Origin of the sequence: Wolbachia endosymbiont of Armadillidium vulgare str. wVulC (genome assembly GCF_001027565.1) — a bacterium.
Classification (GTDB): Bacteria; Pseudomonadota; Alphaproteobacteria; order Rickettsiales; family Anaplasmataceae; genus Wolbachia.
The window spans coordinates 115833-132051 of sequence record NZ_ALWU01000008.1; the positions used below are offsets into that span (position 1 = coordinate 115833).

Here is a 16219-nt window from a genome sequence, read left to right on the forward strand (position 1 = left end):
TGATTTGCTCTATGCAAAGTTATGATATAATTTTACCTTACTACGGTAACAGAGTGTTTTGCAGATAGTTATATATGATTACCTCTATACAAGAACCTAACGAATTGAGAAAACGTTTACAAGGATTTTATCGTACTGATGAGAAAAGTTATGTACGTCGCCTTGTAGAAAACACAGAGCTTTCGGCTGATTCAAAAAATAGAATTTATAATATAGCAAAACAAGTTATTGAAAAGATTAAAGGCAACAAATTAGATGTCATAGATTCTTTCATGCAGCAATACTCGCTTTCCAACGACGAAGGAATAGCACTTATGTGTCTTGCTGAGTCACTACTTAGAATACCAGATGATTATACAATAGACGAGCTAATCAAAGATAAAATTGCCAATCAAGAATGGAGTAAATATTTAGGACATTCTTCTTCATTGTTCGTCAATGCTTCCACGTGGAGTTTAATGATAGGAAGTAGTATATTAAGGAGTAATGAAAGAGATCCAAAATTCTATTACGCAATTTCTAGATTGCTGAAAAATTTAGGAGAGCCAATTATTCGCAAAGCAGTGAAACAAGCAATGTTAATGCTTGGTAAGCATTTTGTTATTGGAGAGACTATAGAGAAAGCACTGGAAAATGTAAAACCAAATGATAATAGCAAATTCTTATGCTCTTTTGATATGCTTGGCGAAGCTGCTCACACAGCTGAGGATGCGGAAGAGTATTTTAATTCATATATGCATTCAATAAAAGCTATAGGTGAATCCACTGATATAAGTGATTGTTTTAAATCGCATGGAATTTCAATCAAATTATCTGCGTTACATCCACGTTATGAATTCAGCCAATTCGATAATATAGCTGAAGAGTTGAGAGCTAAACTGCTGGAACTTTGTCATGAAGCAAAAAAATACAACATTTCATTATGCATAGATGCAGAAGAATCAGAAAGACTTGAGATGTCACTAGTTTTATTCGAGCAATTGCGTCTTGATGAGTCACTTTCCCAGTGGGAAGGGCTTGGCTTGGCTGTGCAAGCGTATCAAAAACGTGCTTTATCTGTGCTTGATTTTGTTGAGGATGTTGCTATCCGATCAAAGCACAAAATTATGGTGAGGCTTGTGAAGGGTATATATTGGGACTCGGAAATCAAGCGTGCACAAGAGCTAGGGTTAAGTGGTTATTCAATATTTACAAGAAAAAGCTATACTGATGTATGCTACCTTGCGTGTGCACAGAAGCTTTTAAGCAAAGTAAATCACTTTTACCCATGCTTTGGAACTCATAATGCCTATACTTTTGCTACTATAATAGAGCTTGCTGACAAAGATCATCCTGGATTTGAGTTTCAGCGCTTACATGGAATGGGTAAGGATTTATATGATTATGCAACGTCAGAACTTGCAACAAGCATCAGTTGTCGTATATATGCACCAATTGGTAAACACAGTGACCTACTACCATACCTTATTAGACGTCTTCTTGAAAGTGGAGCTAATAGTTCATTTGTTAATCAAATAAATGATCCTAATGTTGAAACTGAAGAGTTAGTTTCAGATCCATCAGAAAAAGCTAAAAGGTTGGAGTATGAACCTCATCCAAACATTCCATTGCCACAAGATATTTTTGGAGAGGAAAGAAAAAATTCCTTGGGAATGGATATTAGTGACTCGGTGATAGTTTCACAATTTGCAGATGATATAAAGAGCTTTAGTGAAAAAAAATGGCAAGTTGGACCAATAATTGACGGACAGTCACTTTTTGATGATGCCAAATTTACTGAAGTAGTAAATCCTGCACATTTAGAAAATGTAATTGGGGAAGTGTCAAGTGCAACAAGCGATCAGGCTTTAAACGCTCTTGAAATAGCACATAGTGCTTTTACTAAGTGGCAGAATGTTTCAGCAGAAGAGCGCGCTAAATGCCTTGAAAAAGCTGCAGATTTGCTTGAAGAAAGGATGAAAGAGTTGGTTTACATTCTAATCGTAGAAGCAGGAAAAATTTTATCCGATGCAATAGCAGAAGTAAGAGAGGCAATCGACTTTTTGCGCTATTATGCAACGATAGCAAAAAATGAACTGAATGACTGGAAAAAATTGCCAGGTCCAACTTGTGAAGATAACTTCATCTTTTTTGAAGGCAGAGGAGTTTTCTTATGCATATCACCGTGGAATTTTCCGCTCGCTATCTTTATTGGGCAGGTTTCAGCTGCACTTGCAGCAGGTAATGCAGTGCTGGCAAAGCCAGCAGAACAAACGCCGATTATTGCCTATGAAGCTGTTAAGATACTACACGAAGCTGGGATACCAAAAAATGTACTGCACCTTATTCCAGGGGATGGTTGGTATTTAGGCAAAACATTAGTGCCAGATAACAGAATCTCTGGTGTAGCTTTTACTGGTTCAATACAAATTGCTCAAATAATTAATAGAATGCTTGCTGGCAGGGACGGTCCTATTGTGCCGCTTATCGCTGAAACTGGCGGATTAAATACTATGATTGTTGATAGTTCTGCTCTCTTAGAGCAAGTGACTATGGATGCTTTGCTTTCTGCGTTTCGCAGTAGCGGTCAGCGCTGTTCTGCACTTAGAGTGCTGTTTATTCAAGAGGACATAGCAGAGAAGCAGATAAAAATGATATGCGGTGCAGCGCAAGAACTAAAGATTGGTGATCCAATACAACTTAGCACTGATATTGGTCCAATAATTGACAAAGCATCTATCGATATGCTCACTCAACATACGCAAAAAATGTCAGAGGATAAAGATTCAAATCTGTTATTTAAAGTACCCATGGATACAAATTCTCATAATGGTTATTTCTTTCCTCCATATGTTTATGAGATACAAAAAATTTCGCAATTAAAGCAAGAAGTATTTGGTCCTATTTTACATATCATACGTTTTAACAAGTCACAATTAAATGAAGTTATAAGTGATATAAACAATACAGGATATGGGCTCACATTTTCTTTGCAGAGTCGTATACAAAGTCAAATTGACACTATAAGTAAAAAAATATCAGTTGGAAATGTCTACATCAACCGTAACCAAATAGGTGCAGCAGTTGGGATACAACCATTTGGTGGTAGAGGACTATCTGGCACTGGGCCAAAAGCTGGTGGTCCTCATTATTTACAGCGTTTTTCTACAGAAAAAGTTGTAAGTGTTAACACTACAGCATTCGGTGGTAACACTACACTTCTGTGTTTGGATTAATTTGCGGGCCCTAATTTTTCTTACCCCTAAGCTAGACGTTCGTGCAGACAGCGCTAAGATCTGAAAAGGACCAGCTCATGCACTAGACTTCTTGCATAACCTAAACTAAGCAGAAAAAAGGTGTCATCCGAGTAGCTGACACTGGTTCCTTTATGACATAGCTGTACGAACATTCATTTTTGAAGGTAAATTGCACAGCAAATGGTGTCATTCCAGTCTGGAATCCAGAAATTTTGCATAACTAGCTGATGAGCTAAAGGTAGTTGTCTTACGCTAAAACAAACGTTTTTAATTAAGTTGCATAGAAGCTGGATCCCAGCATCACTGCCATTAAGTTAAGGGAAAGAGAAGTTAAGATTGGACAAAAAATTTGAAGCGATTGATAATTATGGTAAATACTAGGGTGAATTTTTAAGAAAAGGGAGTCTGAAAAGTGCAAGTTATTTAAAAAAGTAATAATTGCAGGTTATTTTGCAAAGAATGTACTAATGCAATGATACTGAAAAGATATCTTGAATTTAAAACACATGTTTTCTAGCTCTTTTCTGGTAGTTGAGTGAACGAATATCAGATATCTTATGACGATCAACTCTTCTCCCTTTTCTTACCACTAAAGTGTTCATCAAAAATAACTGTGATAGTCGATCCATAATGCAGTCTATGTCTGACTCTGTAGAAAAAATATCAAAGGCTAAGTTTTTAATCGCATTAAATGAGACAGATTTATTGATGCTTTTTTTTAGTTTACTATTCTGTGCGCTCAATGTCTCTTCATCATCTTCTATCATGATACTTTCTAGATTACTGATGAAGATAGTTGACCAAAAATCCTGCTTGATAGTTTCAATACTTTTTCCTGTGAAATTCTCTAAATTTAATCTTCCCTTCAGCCTAGAAAAAAATGTTTCTACTCCCCAGCGCAAGTAATATAATCTCTCAAACTCTTCGACTGTAAAACTTTGCTCATCTAACAGAGATGTTACTAACACTTCAACTTCTCCAGAAGAAAGTATTATTTTGACTAACCTGAATTTCATCTCATCAGGTAATCCTAGCTTTCGTAGCTGTCTTGCTACTTTAATAGGTGCTACCACCATACTAGATGGGCTTTCCGGCTTAAACATAGCGTTTATTTCATTGAAAGACGAACTTGGACAGCGAATTATATAATTGATTTTCCTTCCTGTAAGCTCAGCAAGAAATCGATAAGATACGTATCCTCTATCACAGATTAACAAATCGTCTGATTTTATGGATTCAAGCATACCGATCGCTAAATCAACCTCATAGCTGTCACCTCTACTTAGCACAGATTTTATTGCAATATTATTTAGCACATCGTAGCAAACTTCAAAGGTTGCACTTGTATAGTCTTCAAATCTCTGGATTCCATTCCATACTGCTCTTGAGCCAAACTCGCCTATTATTTTGTCGCTCTTTGGCAGAATCAGTATTGAAGCATCAAATGCAAGTACTCTGAAGCCATGGTGGGTTTTAAATTCCTGATCTTGGTAGTATAGGGAAACTATATCATCATTTAACTCTGAAAACGCAGTATGCTTTAGCTTCTTTCTTGCTTGAGTAAATGCACTTGCCGTAATTGTGTAATCTTTTCTTGTATGCAGAACAAACTCATTAAGCATTACTTGTAATGACTTTACACTCTTTCTAAAAATCAGGAGAAATACATTAATGAAGGGCAGCTTTCTTTTTCGTGAGAAGTCTTTTGAGGATGCTCTGTGTGCGTTTATAAAGTTTAAACTCATCAATTTATTTTTTATAAACATGATTATTCTTTTTTTTACTCATGTCATTACTTCTTTTAATTTGTGGATCTTACCTGATTTTACAATACAGTCCATCACTTTCCCTTAACTTAATGGCAGTGCTGCTGATTCCTCTCCTATTCCTGGAATAGTCAATAGAAGCTGAAAATTTTCCAACAATTCTTTGTGCTGCTTTAATAGTTTGCGTATGGAGTTTTTTATTATTTCTATTTTTTTAACTATATTCGTTGCAAGATCCTCCCAAGCATTTGCAACTTCTTTAGGCAGTCTCTCTTTTTTTTCTAGGTGGTTATTTACTAATTCTTTTAACGCAACTGAGCAACGATAAAGATGTTTTAATTTTTTCATTTCAGAAGAAGGTGGTGTCCAACGAGTTGGTTCCTGTCTTTGGCAATAATCAGCAATAATTTCTGCATCAGTCTGATCATTCTTTTGTCTTACGAGCTTACTCCTTGTATAAGATTTAATACAATAAGGATTTACAACACTAACAAAATGTCCAGCATTGTGCAGAAATTCAGCCAAAGCTTCGCTATAACAACCACATGCATGCCTTTACTTCTTCCACATTATGCTTTTGTAGAAAACTCAGCAGACCTTGAAACCCAAGATCATCGTTCTTAAAGCTCCTTTTCCTAGTTTCACGCTTTTCTTTTTTACTTATGAATGAAAGAAAAACATCAAAGCGATCTTTTGATACATCAATTCCAAGAAAGTTGTTGATCATATATAACCCCATACGTTACCATTTAAAACGAAAAGTAAGGCTAACCTTGTGGATACAGAATTAGAGCCATTTAGGTCTTTCTACGATACCGTCCAGCCTATACTTTTGAGGAGGGAACTCTTATCTTTCTTACAGATTTTATATCTAAGAGGAGAAACAGAGTTCTTCCCTCCTCCACCTAATGCTTAAGCTTAAAACATTAGATGCTTTTTACAAGATACAAGAAGGGAAGCGGTAAAAATTATTTTAGACATTAAACAATAAAATTAGTAATTTATAGACTCTTTAAAAAAAATTATCTTATTTTAGATCAAGATTTCTTAAAAAATAAATATAATAAATAAACCTTAAATGGTTGCTATATTGGGTGTATTCTCTTAACTTGACGCCTATAGTTGAAATCACTATCTTTTTATATTAAAACTATCATATATACTATAGTATGATAAGCATAGACAGATATAGCTAAGGGATGTTCCATATTATGGCAGAGCTTACTTTAGGAGATGTTTTTTATAGGTTTGATGTTATAATTAAAATATGACAAAAACAAGATCAAATTTGAAAAAAAGGTTAAAACAAAAGTTTGTAGTGCTGACCTTATTGATAAACGCTTTATTTGTCTCATATTTTCTCATAAAAAACACAGGAAATACTTTTAATCAAATTATAGTCAAAGAAATAAATATAGGAGCTGACAATGAAAAATAAACAACCACAAAATAAAAAAGAGAATCTTTACGTAACGTATTACATAGATGCTTTAGCTTCAGAAAAGTCCTCTACGCAAAATACTTTGGAAAGTTATCGTTCAGATTTACATCAACTTGAAAAGTTTTTATTAGAAGGAAGCACTACCTTAGTTGGTGCAAGTAAAGCTAATATTAAAGATTATGTAAACTTTTTATATACACAAAAAAAATATAAAAGTAGCTCCATATCAAGAAAAATGTCTGCTATAAGAAATTTCTATAAGTGCCTATTTAATGATGGAATAATAGACTTTAACCCAGCACCGGCTAATGATAATGAATTAAAAAATCCAAAGGTTTCTCGTCCTTTGCCTAAGTGTTTAAATATTCAAGAAATATTTTCGCTCATGGAAACAGTAAAAAAACCAGCAAGCGGATCAAATAAAGAGATGAGCAATAAAAGGCTATGTGCAATTTTAGATATCCTTTACTCTTCCGGGATGCGTATTTCTGAACTAATTAATATGAAGTTATGTGAAGTATCAAATTTAGTAAACAGTAACGGTAAAGAAGGCTATATAATAATAAAGGGAAAAAGTGGCAGAGAAAGGCAAATCTTTTTTAATGAGCAAGCATTGCAAAGCCTTAAAGATTACTTATCAGTTCGTGAAAATCTGCTCCCTAACAACAAAAAATCTGATTGGCTATTTCCAGGTGATAAACCTAATAAACCAATTACAAGGCAAAGGATTGGTCAATTAATAAAGGAATTAGCAGGAAAGTGCAATATTGATAAAAATAAAGTCTCTCCACATGTGATTAGGCATTCTTTTGCTACCCATCTACTAAATAGCGGAGCAGATATTGTGTTGATACAGAAAATTCTTGGCCATACTAACCTTTCTACAACACAAATATATACTCATATTGCTAACGAAAAGTTAAAGGACAAACTAGCTAATTCGCATCCTATTACTCAGATGATCAATAATTAAACTTATTGTTTTTAACTTGTAATAAAGTTAAATTTAAATAAATTTATGTGAGTTTGTGATTGCAAGTTTATTGTTTAACTTATTCCTTATATTATGGGAAGTATTCTATACTTTAATTACTCTCCCTGTAATTTTCTTTTCTGAGTGTGTAATAACCATTTTTCTCGTCTGTTCGGTGAAAGTTGTATTATTCACGCTGCGTTTATTATGTGGCATTAAATATGAAGTGAGGGGAATGGAAAACATTCCTCAGCAACCTTTTATCATTGCATCTAAACACCAATCTCCATTTGAAACATTTATTTTTATACTACTATTTAGAAAAGCGGTTTTTATTTTAAAACGTGAATTGAAATGGATTCCATTCATTGGTTTACATCTTATAGCGCTGAAAATGATTTTTATTAACCGTTCAGATGGTATCAGTTCTATACGCCATATAATTAAACTAGCAAAAATGCATATAAAAGAAAATAGAAGCATAATAATATTTCCTGAAGGTACAAGAACGACTATAAACCAAAATATAAAATATCAACCAGGTATTGCTGCTTTATATAGCGTATTATCTGTTCCTGTGTTACCGGTTGCTTTAAACACTGGTTTGTTTTGGCCAAAAAGCATACTTTCTCTGAGAAAGAATCCCGGAAAGGCAGTAATAGAAATATTGCCCCCAATATATCCTGGGTTAAACAAAAATGAATTCTTGCAAAGTTTAGAAAAAATTATTGAAGAGAGAAGCAGTGGATTAATTGCAGAAAAAACTGATATTGCAAATTAACAAAAAAACTTTATAATTAAAAGAAAAGTACAGGTATTAATATATGGCAAATCATAAGAGTGCTAAAAAAATGATAAAGGTAATAGCAAAGCGCACTTTAATAAATAAGATGCGGAAAAGTAAAACTCGCACCGCTATTAGAAAATTGGTCGATGTAATCAAGTCTGGTGATAAAGAGAATGTTGTCTTAGCATTTCGGGATGCTGAATCTAATTTACACAAGTGTGTGAGTAAAGGTGTTCTTCATAGAAATACTGCTGCGCGTAAAATAAGTCGCTTAAATGCAAAAGTAAAAGCATTGATGACAGCATAATATGGTTAATTTAAAGTTAATCGGATTAATATATACTCTTCAGTTTGTATATTCTGTATAAAATTTAAGTAGCTTAAGTGATGGATAAAAAAGCATTATTAGAACTAAGTAATGGATTAAAAATTGAGCTACCCATATTAAGTGGAACAATAGGTCCTGACGTGTTGAATATCAAGGATTTATATAAGACGACAGGATTATTCACTTATGATCCGGGGTTTGTTTCCACAGCTTCATGTTCTTCTTCGATTACATTTATTGATGGAGATGAAGGAGTTCTTAAATATAGGGGACATGATATAGCTGATTTGGCAGAGAATAATAGTTTTACTGCTGTGGTTTATTTATTACTCTATGGTGAATTACCCAATTCAGAGCAACACAAAAAATTTCTTCTAAAAATACAAGAATCATCCAAAGTATCAGAGCAAGTTACAAATGTAATCAAAGCATTTCCAAGAACTGCTCACCCTATGTCGATTTTAATTGCATGTTTTGCAAATTTGTCAGCATCCTACCATGAAAAGCATGGCAACAATATCAATGGTGAAGATTTAGATTTTGGAATTTCTGCAATAGCACAAGTTCCTGCAGTTGTTGCAATGATATACAGGCATATCAATGGTCAGAAATTCATAAATGCCAATAATGAATTGAGCTATAGTGAAAATTTCTTAAAGATGATGTTTGGTGATGCTGTTGATAACACCCTTTTTGCACAAGCTCTGGATAAAATATTTACTCTCCATGCCGATCATGAACAGAATGCTTCTGCGGCAACTGTCAGATTAGTAGGGTCAGCTGGTTCTAATCTATTTGCAAGCCTTTCTGCAGGAATTGCTACACTTTGGGGTCCAGCACATGGTGGAGCTAATGAGGCAGTTATAAATATGCTGAAGGAGATAGAGCAAAGTGGAGATGTAGATAGATTCATTGAAAAAGCTAAAGATGATAAAGATCCATTTAAACTAATGGGATTTGGACATCGTGTTTATAAAAGTTACGATCCGCGCGCGCGTATATTAAAGGATGCTTGTTATGAGATTCTAAGTAAATTAGAGCAAAATAATGAACTACTTAAAATTGCAAAAAAACTTGAAGAAATAGCTTTAAAGGATGAATATTTCATCGTGCGTAAGTTATATCCAAATGTTGATTTTTACTCAGGTATAATAATGAATGCTATCGGTATCCCTTCAAGTATGTTTACACCTATTTTTGCACTTGCAAGAACCACTGGCTGGGTTGCTCAGTGGTATGAAATGATAAACGATAAAGAAACCAAGATTTGTAGGCCAAGGCAGCTCTACCTTGGCAAGTAAAGTTTCATTCATAATTTTTTTGTAACTTCTTTAGAATTTTTCTACTACAGCAAGCAGTAGGGCCAAAACTTTTACCCTACTTAAGTAAATTTATTCTGAAAAATCTCTTTCACTAACTGGTACACGTGCACGCGATTCTGTAGTAGATGATTCAAGTTTTGAATCAGGCGAAGAACGTGATTCGCCAGAGGATTCTAAAAAATGAACGCCACTATCTCTATTATTTTTTTTCACTCCGTCTGATATATCTGTAGATTCTGGTTGCTTACGTTTTGGAGATTGACGTTTCATTGAAAATCTTTTAATAAGTGAAGTAGGGTCTTTCTCAGGTGAACTATCACTTGAAGAACATGCAGCAGAACCCTTAGGTTTCGGAGGTGTAGTCTCAATACCACTATCTCTATCTTCTTTTTCTTGAGGTGGCGTTTTTGGTAGAGGAGAATCAAGTGGTGGTGACAATTTTGGCACACGCGCAGGGTCAATAGATAGCTTATAACCTTTATCTTCGTTGATTACAGAGCTCTCTATTATCTTGTTCAAAACATAACATGAGATCTTCTTGTCATAAAAGTTTATACCATATATTCCTTCTTTGTAATTTTCTCTTTGCAACTCTTTCAACTGTCTCTCAGTCATAAACTCTTGAACATTGTTCAATACATCATGACCAAATGCTTCATTGATGTTTTTTACCTCTCTGCGAGTTAGCCATCTAGGCTCTCCATCAACATCTAATACATTAGGTATAAGAAGTGAATTTTCCTCGCTACCTAAATAAGCTGCACGAAAGATACCGTCAATCTTAATGCCTGTTTTGACACTAATAAAGCTAATTATTCTGTCTTTTATTTCTTCAACATATTTATCTTTACTGTTAGAAGTCCGAAGGTCACGCCCCATGAGCCATAACTGACGCTCTATCATGCTCTCAATGAGTCGAGGATTGCCTTTAAAAATATCCCTGATCGACACTTCATTATCTTCAATTTTGAAAATGTTGCAAGGAGCGCCATCATAGGTTGTGATATCCTTTAGAAACAACTCTATAAACTTGCCTCGTACTCCTTTGTTTCCAAAATCCGTAGAGTATAGATAACGCTCATGATCAAACTCCACACCTTCAGTTGAAGTATCCATATACTCCTCTCCAAAAATTCCTGTAAGTTTTTCTATAGTACACTGTGCAAATGAAGACATTAAATAGCTCTTTAAATTAAAAAGTGTGCCGTCATCTATAGGGACTACGTATTCCTTACATTTCCCTTTTCTATGGCGCAAATCCCCTTTTGCTAAATTAAATGGAAAAGATTGAACATTAAAAGCTACGTTTGCATCCTCTGCATTCGGAAAAAACCTCTCTACCATTTTACTTTTTAAGTCATGTAGATAAACCATGCATTGCTTATCAGTCATGTTTTTATCAAACTTAATGACAATCTCATCTTTTCTAAAGTTATTTTCTAGCAGTGTAAAATTAGTATCAATAATTCGATTATAACGATTATCCACATTAAATGCTTTAATCAGCTGCTGAGTTATTTTAGGCATGACACCCCCCTTTATTTATAAATTTTTAACTTTTACTGCTACCTTGACCACTGGATTTACTTTGCTCTTTTCTTTCCTGCTCTTTCTTTTGCCACTTTGCACTAAAGTCATCGTACCTTTTATCCGACTTATCTATGTAAGCTTTCCCTCCTCCTGGTACATCATTATGATTATATACTGGTTGAACGTACTTATCTTTTGGCATATTAACCTCTCAATTAAAATATTATGTAATAAGTATACTGAGAATAAATTATCAGCACAAGCAGTTTTTTAACATAAATTTTATTTACCATTTTTATATCCAGTGTCAAGCACTGAGATGACAACGGAGGGGCTACTGGAATGACAAGAGAGGAAGTACTGGGATAACAACTTTTTTAAACTAAGTTTTCTGGATTCCAGTGTCACGCACTGGAATGACAACTTGTTAATATAAACCTTCTAGATTCTAGTGTCACGCGCTGATCGAAAGGGCTAACACCCCTTTGGTGCATTACGCACTGGCTCCCATCCAAAACGGTGTCATTCCAGTGCGTGACACTGGAATCCACTCTTTTCCTAATCTCATCAATAAAAACTTAGCATTACTTTATGTATCCAAAATTTCTGGATTCCAGTGTCACGCACTGGAATGACAACTTGTTAATATAAACTTTCTAGATTCTAGTGTCACGCGCTGATCGAAAGGGCTAACACCCCTTTGGTACATTACGCACTGATTTCCATTCAAGACGGTGTCATCCCAGTGCTTGACACTGGGATATAGTAAACTTATTTACTGTATATGAAAAGTTATTATGTTTATATACTTGCAAGTGAACGAAATGGAACTCTATATACAGGTATAACGTCAAATTTGACTAAACGAATTTGGGAACACAAAAGCAACTGGTTTCACGTCAAAGTACAATGTTTGTAAATTAGTCTATTTTGAAGAATTTCAAGACATACATTTAGCAATTAGTAGAGAAAAACTCCTGAAAAGTTGGCAGAGAAAATGGAAAATAAACTTAATTGAAAAAACAAATCAAGAATGGAAAGATTTATATGATGAAATTGTGTCTGGATGACGGTATTTGAGTACACAATTTTATGAATATTGTAATCAAACAGACCAAGAAAGATGTCATGAAAGTAGCTGACATTGGCATCCACTCTTCTTTTTTCCTGGATCCCAGTGTCAAGCACTGGGATGACACCTTTCCTTATGGAGTTAAGTCACAACTGTACGAACATTGCAATATGGCACATAATAAACGTTGGCACTGGCTCCCATTCAAGACGGTGTCATTCCAGTGCTTGACACTGGAATCTAACTTTTACCATAATCATTAGAAAATGTTGTATTTTAACATTACTTTTATATTCCTGAATTTAACTGGATTCCAGTGTCACGCACTGGAATGACAACTTGTTAATATAAACCTTCTAGATTCTAGTGTCACGCGCTGATCGAAAGGGCTAACACCCCTTTGGTACATTACGCACTGATTTCCATTCAAGACGGTGTCATTCCAGCGCGTGACGCTGGAATCCAGAAGAAAAAAATGGATCCCAGTACTGGGATGACAACGAAGGGGCTACTTGAATGACAAAAAAAGAGAGAATCTTTACGATCTCTCTTTTCTAACTGAAGAAGTATGATTCTCAACTTCTACATCTCTTAATCCTCCTGGTTTCACAGAACCATCATTATCACGAGAGCTGTTTTTCACTCCCTGTGCATTATAATTATGCTGATTGCCTTGCCTCTTTAAATCTGGATTTCCATGGACCTTATTTACTCTACGCACTCGTCTCCTCTTTGGAGGAGCAGGTGGGCACACAGCTACCTTTGGTTTTTCAGTTTTGTCTTCTTTTTTACTCACTTTCTCCTGTTTCTGTGTTTCATTATTTTTGTGGTTTATAACAAATTTAGGTGAAGTGTCTACTAATTTTTCTACAGGTAAAAGAGCACGTTCTTGCTTATTCAGAGTGATTGGCATTGGAACTTTGGATGAAAAGTCAAAAAGGTGAACTGGTGCGATTTCATTCACTTTTATTTCTACTTCTTGATAAACTTCTTTTTCTTTTGTTTTTTCCGCTTTTTTGTCTTCCTTTTTCTCGATTGCATCTTGCTCTACTACTGCTGCTAAATCAACTGCAAAAATTTCTGTAAACATTGCAATAACAGAGCCAACAAGGAAAATTTGAAGCTTCAATTTTAAATTTTGCAATGCTTGCAAACGTTCTAGTATTGCTATTTCTTCCTCAGGAGATAACCCACCACTGAGTAATTTCTCCTGCAATTCTTTTATCTCTTTGTCTAGCCTCTTGTCCCAACTTAAATCTAAATTGTTTTTGAAGATCTTTTTGATTAACTCCTTAAGCTTATCACGCAAAAACTTGATTATTGAAAGAAGCAGATTTTTCTCTTTCTTCTCTTTGAGCATTTTGTAGACTCTCGGGTCTACATTTACTTCAAAAAGATTAAAGAGGGATTCAAAGAAATTTGCAAATGCTCCTTTACTATCACCAGCAAAGTAATCCTCATCGTTTTTTATCTGTAGCTCTACTTGAGACAATGTTTCATCAACGTAACTCGCAGCCTGACGCTCAAGCTCTATTCTTTTGAGCTCAGCTTTTCTGGCAAGCTCCTCTATGAATCCTTTTAATTCATTGATCTTCTGCTCTGCAGAGAGATCTTGCTCCCTAATTCGACTAATGAAGATTGAACTATCGTCGTTTCCGTTATTACTTGAAAAATTTTCCATCATTTTTTCTCCCTCAATTGAATTACTGTTTTCGTAGCTACTTAGAAAACTTTTGACCATTTTACCCCTACATAAAACTCAATTTTACAGCATCAAATATTTAATAAATATTAATCTTAAAATGTCAATAAAATTATTGAGATTTTTAATTCATGCTATATGTAGCTTAACATGTATTACATAATCTTTCAAGAACATCTTTACTATACTCTAGTATTCTTATTTGCCCACACACCACCTGCAAAACATACAACAAGAGAACATTATAATATTTATTATGTCAATAATCCAAGAGTATATTGACATGCTAACATATGCCTGAATTGATGCTGAGGTATTCCTTCGCTTGATCAGTTAAAACACGTCCTCTTGGTGTGCGCTTTACAAAGCTGATTTTGATTAAATAAGGTTCTACTGTTTCCTCAATATTGCCAACATCTTCAGATAGCGCAATAGATATAGTGTCAATTCCAATAGGTCCTGAGGTGTTAAACAAAAATCTCAGATAATCCATATCTAATTTATTTAGTCCCATTTTATCTATGCCCAATTTTGATAGTGCAGAGCCGGCAATTTCACAGGTAATTTTTTTATCATCTTTTACTTCAACAAAATCCCTTATTCTTCTGAGTAATCTCAAAGCAATTCTTGGAGTACCACGCGCACGGCAGGCAATTTCCCGTGTAGCATCTTCTTCAATTTCAGCAGAAAGAACTCTTGCACCTCTTTTTATAATATCAACCAGTTCCTCGAAAGAATAAAACTCAAGATGCAAAGGGATGCCAAAACGATCCCTAAGCGGTGCAGAAAGCAGTCCAAGCCGCGTTGTTGCCCCAATCAGTGTAAATGGTGGTAAATCTATTCTTAAAGTGCGTGTAGATGGGCCCTCACCTACTAATATATCCAGGCAAAAGTCTTCCATAGCAGTATATAAAACTTCTTCAATGCTGCGGTTTAATCTATGGATTTCGTCGATAAATAAGACATCTTTTACATTTAAAGTAGTGAGTACTGCAGCTAAGTCCCCAGCTTTACTGAGCAACGGACCAGAAGTTGCACGAAAGCTAACCCTTAACTCCTTAGAGACAATTTGTGCTAAAGTTGTTTTGCCAAGCCCTGGAGGACCATAGAGTAATACGTGATCCAAGGCTTCAGCTCTCGTCTGTGCAGCGTTTATAAACACTTTTAAATTTTGTATTAAGTCTTTTTGCCCGACAAAATCATCAAGTTGCTCAGGCCTGATATTTAAATTGCGTACATCTTCAGAATATTCCTTACTACATGATATTGATTTCATAGTGTTTTAAGCGCCATACGAATAATATCTCTAGTGTCCAAGTTTTGTGATTCATCCTCTATTTTTTTTATCATATTATAAGCTTTTGTTCTTTCATATCCAAGATTGATCAGAGCTGAAAGGGCATCTTCACTAATTGGATGAAAATTATTGTTATTTATCTCTAATTTACTTACTTTACCACTCAGCTCAGTGATAATTCGATTTATGAGCTTCGGGCCAAGTCCACTCACCTTAAGTGCTAGTTTATCCTCATTCATAATTGCCAAAAACAGCTGTTCTGGAGTTAGTTTACTCAAAATTGACATTGCGGTTTTATAGCTAACACCGCTCACTTTAACTAGTAAACGCAGACACTGCTGTTCTTCTTTACTTATAAAACCATATAGCTGAGCAACGTTTTCTCTGCCATTTGCATAAGTGTCGATAAGTAATTTTACTCTATTTCCGATTGAACAAGCACTTAAAGTTTTGGCTGAAAGGTATACTATGTGGCCAATATCATTCACATTCAGGATTATGTGATCGCTGCACACTTCATCAACTATTCCGCTTAGATTTCCTATCATTTTTAGTATTGCATAAAGTTCAGTTTAAATGCTCCTGAATCTTAGGTCAAGCAAACGAACATTATAACAGTAGCTCCTTGACAAATTCCTCCAGTCTTATTATTATGGTGTTAAGGTTCTTTTTGACTCAAAACTTGTTTTTAATCCGCGCGGGTTCAACAACAGAAATTCAGTAAAAAGCTTAGGTATCTATTGACTAAGTAGTAGAAATTTCTAT

General features: G+C 34.8%; 12 protein-coding genes and 2 pseudogenes. 7 read left to right on the plus strand and 7 right to left on the minus strand.

Features of this window, described 5'->3' with window-relative positions; genetic code table 11:
* Positions 1 to 74: 74 nt before the first annotated feature.
* Positions 75 to 3215, plus strand: coding sequence for a bifunctional proline dehydrogenase/L-glutamate gamma-semialdehyde dehydrogenase PutA (putA, locus tag wVul_RS05165; protein WP_047759451.1), 3141 nt, complete (start codon positions 75 to 77; stop codon positions 3213 to 3215).
* A 518-nt stretch (positions 3216 to 3733) separates the two neighbouring features.
* On the opposite strand, the gene wVul_RS08860 is transcribed toward putA, so the two are convergent.
* On the minus strand, positions 3734 to 5002 hold the full coding sequence (locus wVul_RS08860; RefSeq protein ID WP_076611312.1) for an IS4-like element ISWpi18 family transposase: 1269 nt from the start codon (positions 5000 to 5002) through the stop codon (positions 3734 to 3736).
* Between the two features lie 102 nt (positions 5003 to 5104).
* Positions 5105 to 5729: pseudogene (locus wVul_RS05180) on the minus strand (IS110 family transposase); the annotation flags it as partial.
* Between the two features lie 540 nt (positions 5730 to 6269).
* On the opposite strand from wVul_RS05180, the gene wVul_RS09460 reads away from it, so the two are divergent.
* From wVul_RS09460 to wVul_RS05200, 5 genes are all read left to right on the plus strand, one after another.
* Positions 6270 to 6440, plus strand: a complete 171-nt coding sequence (locus wVul_RS09460; RefSeq protein ID WP_179943857.1) for a hypothetical protein — start codon at positions 6270 to 6272, stop codon at positions 6438 to 6440.
* Positions 6430 to 7416 (plus strand): site-specific tyrosine recombinase, encoded by a 987-nt coding sequence (locus wVul_RS05185; protein WP_047759452.1) that lies wholly within the window; start codon positions 6430 to 6432, stop codon positions 7414 to 7416. The genes wVul_RS09460 and wVul_RS05185 overlap by 11 nt, the downstream gene beginning before the upstream one ends.
* Before the next feature lie 55 nt (positions 7417 to 7471).
* Entirely contained in the window at positions 7472 to 8197 is a 726-nt protein-coding gene (locus wVul_RS05190; protein ID WP_047759453.1) for a lysophospholipid acyltransferase family protein, read from the plus strand.
* A 43-nt stretch (positions 8198 to 8240) separates the two neighbouring features.
* Complete coding sequence (gene rpsT, locus wVul_RS05195; protein ID WP_047759454.1) at positions 8241 to 8510, plus strand: 30S ribosomal protein S20; 270 nt, start codon at positions 8241 to 8243, stop codon at positions 8508 to 8510.
* Positions 8511 to 8590: 80 nt separating this feature from the next.
* Positions 8591 to 9832 (plus strand): citrate synthase, encoded by a 1242-nt coding sequence (locus tag wVul_RS05200; RefSeq protein WP_047759455.1) that lies wholly within the window; start codon positions 8591 to 8593, stop codon positions 9830 to 9832.
* Positions 9833 to 9922: 90 nt separating this feature from the next.
* Here wVul_RS05200 and wVul_RS05205 read toward each other — a convergent pair whose 3' ends face one another.
* Positions 9923 to 11380 carry a hypothetical protein gene (locus wVul_RS05205; RefSeq protein WP_047759456.1) on the minus strand — a complete coding sequence of 486 codons (1458 nt, stop codon included), beginning with the start codon at positions 11378 to 11380 and terminating at the stop codon, positions 9923 to 9925.
* 25 nt (positions 11381 to 11405) lie between these two features.
* A complete protein-coding gene (locus wVul_RS05210) occupies positions 11406 to 11585 on the minus strand; it encodes a hypothetical protein (RefSeq protein WP_047759457.1) in 180 nt (59 codons plus the stop codon).
* Between the two features lie 582 nt (positions 11586 to 12167).
* Between wVul_RS05210 and wVul_RS08870 the strand changes: the two are divergent.
* Positions 12168 to 12453 (plus strand): annotated as a pseudogene (locus wVul_RS08870) (GIY-YIG nuclease family protein).
* 540 nt (positions 12454 to 12993) lie between these two features.
* Here the strand turns inward: wVul_RS08870 and wVul_RS05215 are convergent.
* From wVul_RS05215 to ruvA, 3 genes are all read right to left on the minus strand, one after another.
* The gene (locus wVul_RS05215; protein ID WP_047759458.1) at positions 12994 to 14196 is read right to left on the minus strand and encodes a hypothetical protein; all 1203 of its coding nucleotides are present in this window, start codon (positions 14194 to 14196) and stop codon (positions 12994 to 12996) included.
* Between the two features lie 247 nt (positions 14197 to 14443).
* Positions 14444 to 15433 carry a Holliday junction branch migration DNA helicase RuvB gene (ruvB, locus tag wVul_RS05220; protein WP_047759459.1) on the minus strand — a complete coding sequence of 330 codons (990 nt, stop codon included), beginning with the start codon at positions 15431 to 15433 and terminating at the stop codon, positions 14444 to 14446.
* On the minus strand, positions 15430 to 16002 hold the full coding sequence (ruvA, locus tag wVul_RS05225) for a Holliday junction branch migration protein RuvA (RefSeq protein ID WP_047759460.1): 573 nt from the start codon (positions 16000 to 16002) through the stop codon (positions 15430 to 15432). The genes ruvB and ruvA overlap by 4 nt, the downstream gene beginning before the upstream one ends.
* Positions 16003 to 16219: the final 217 nt, after the last annotated feature.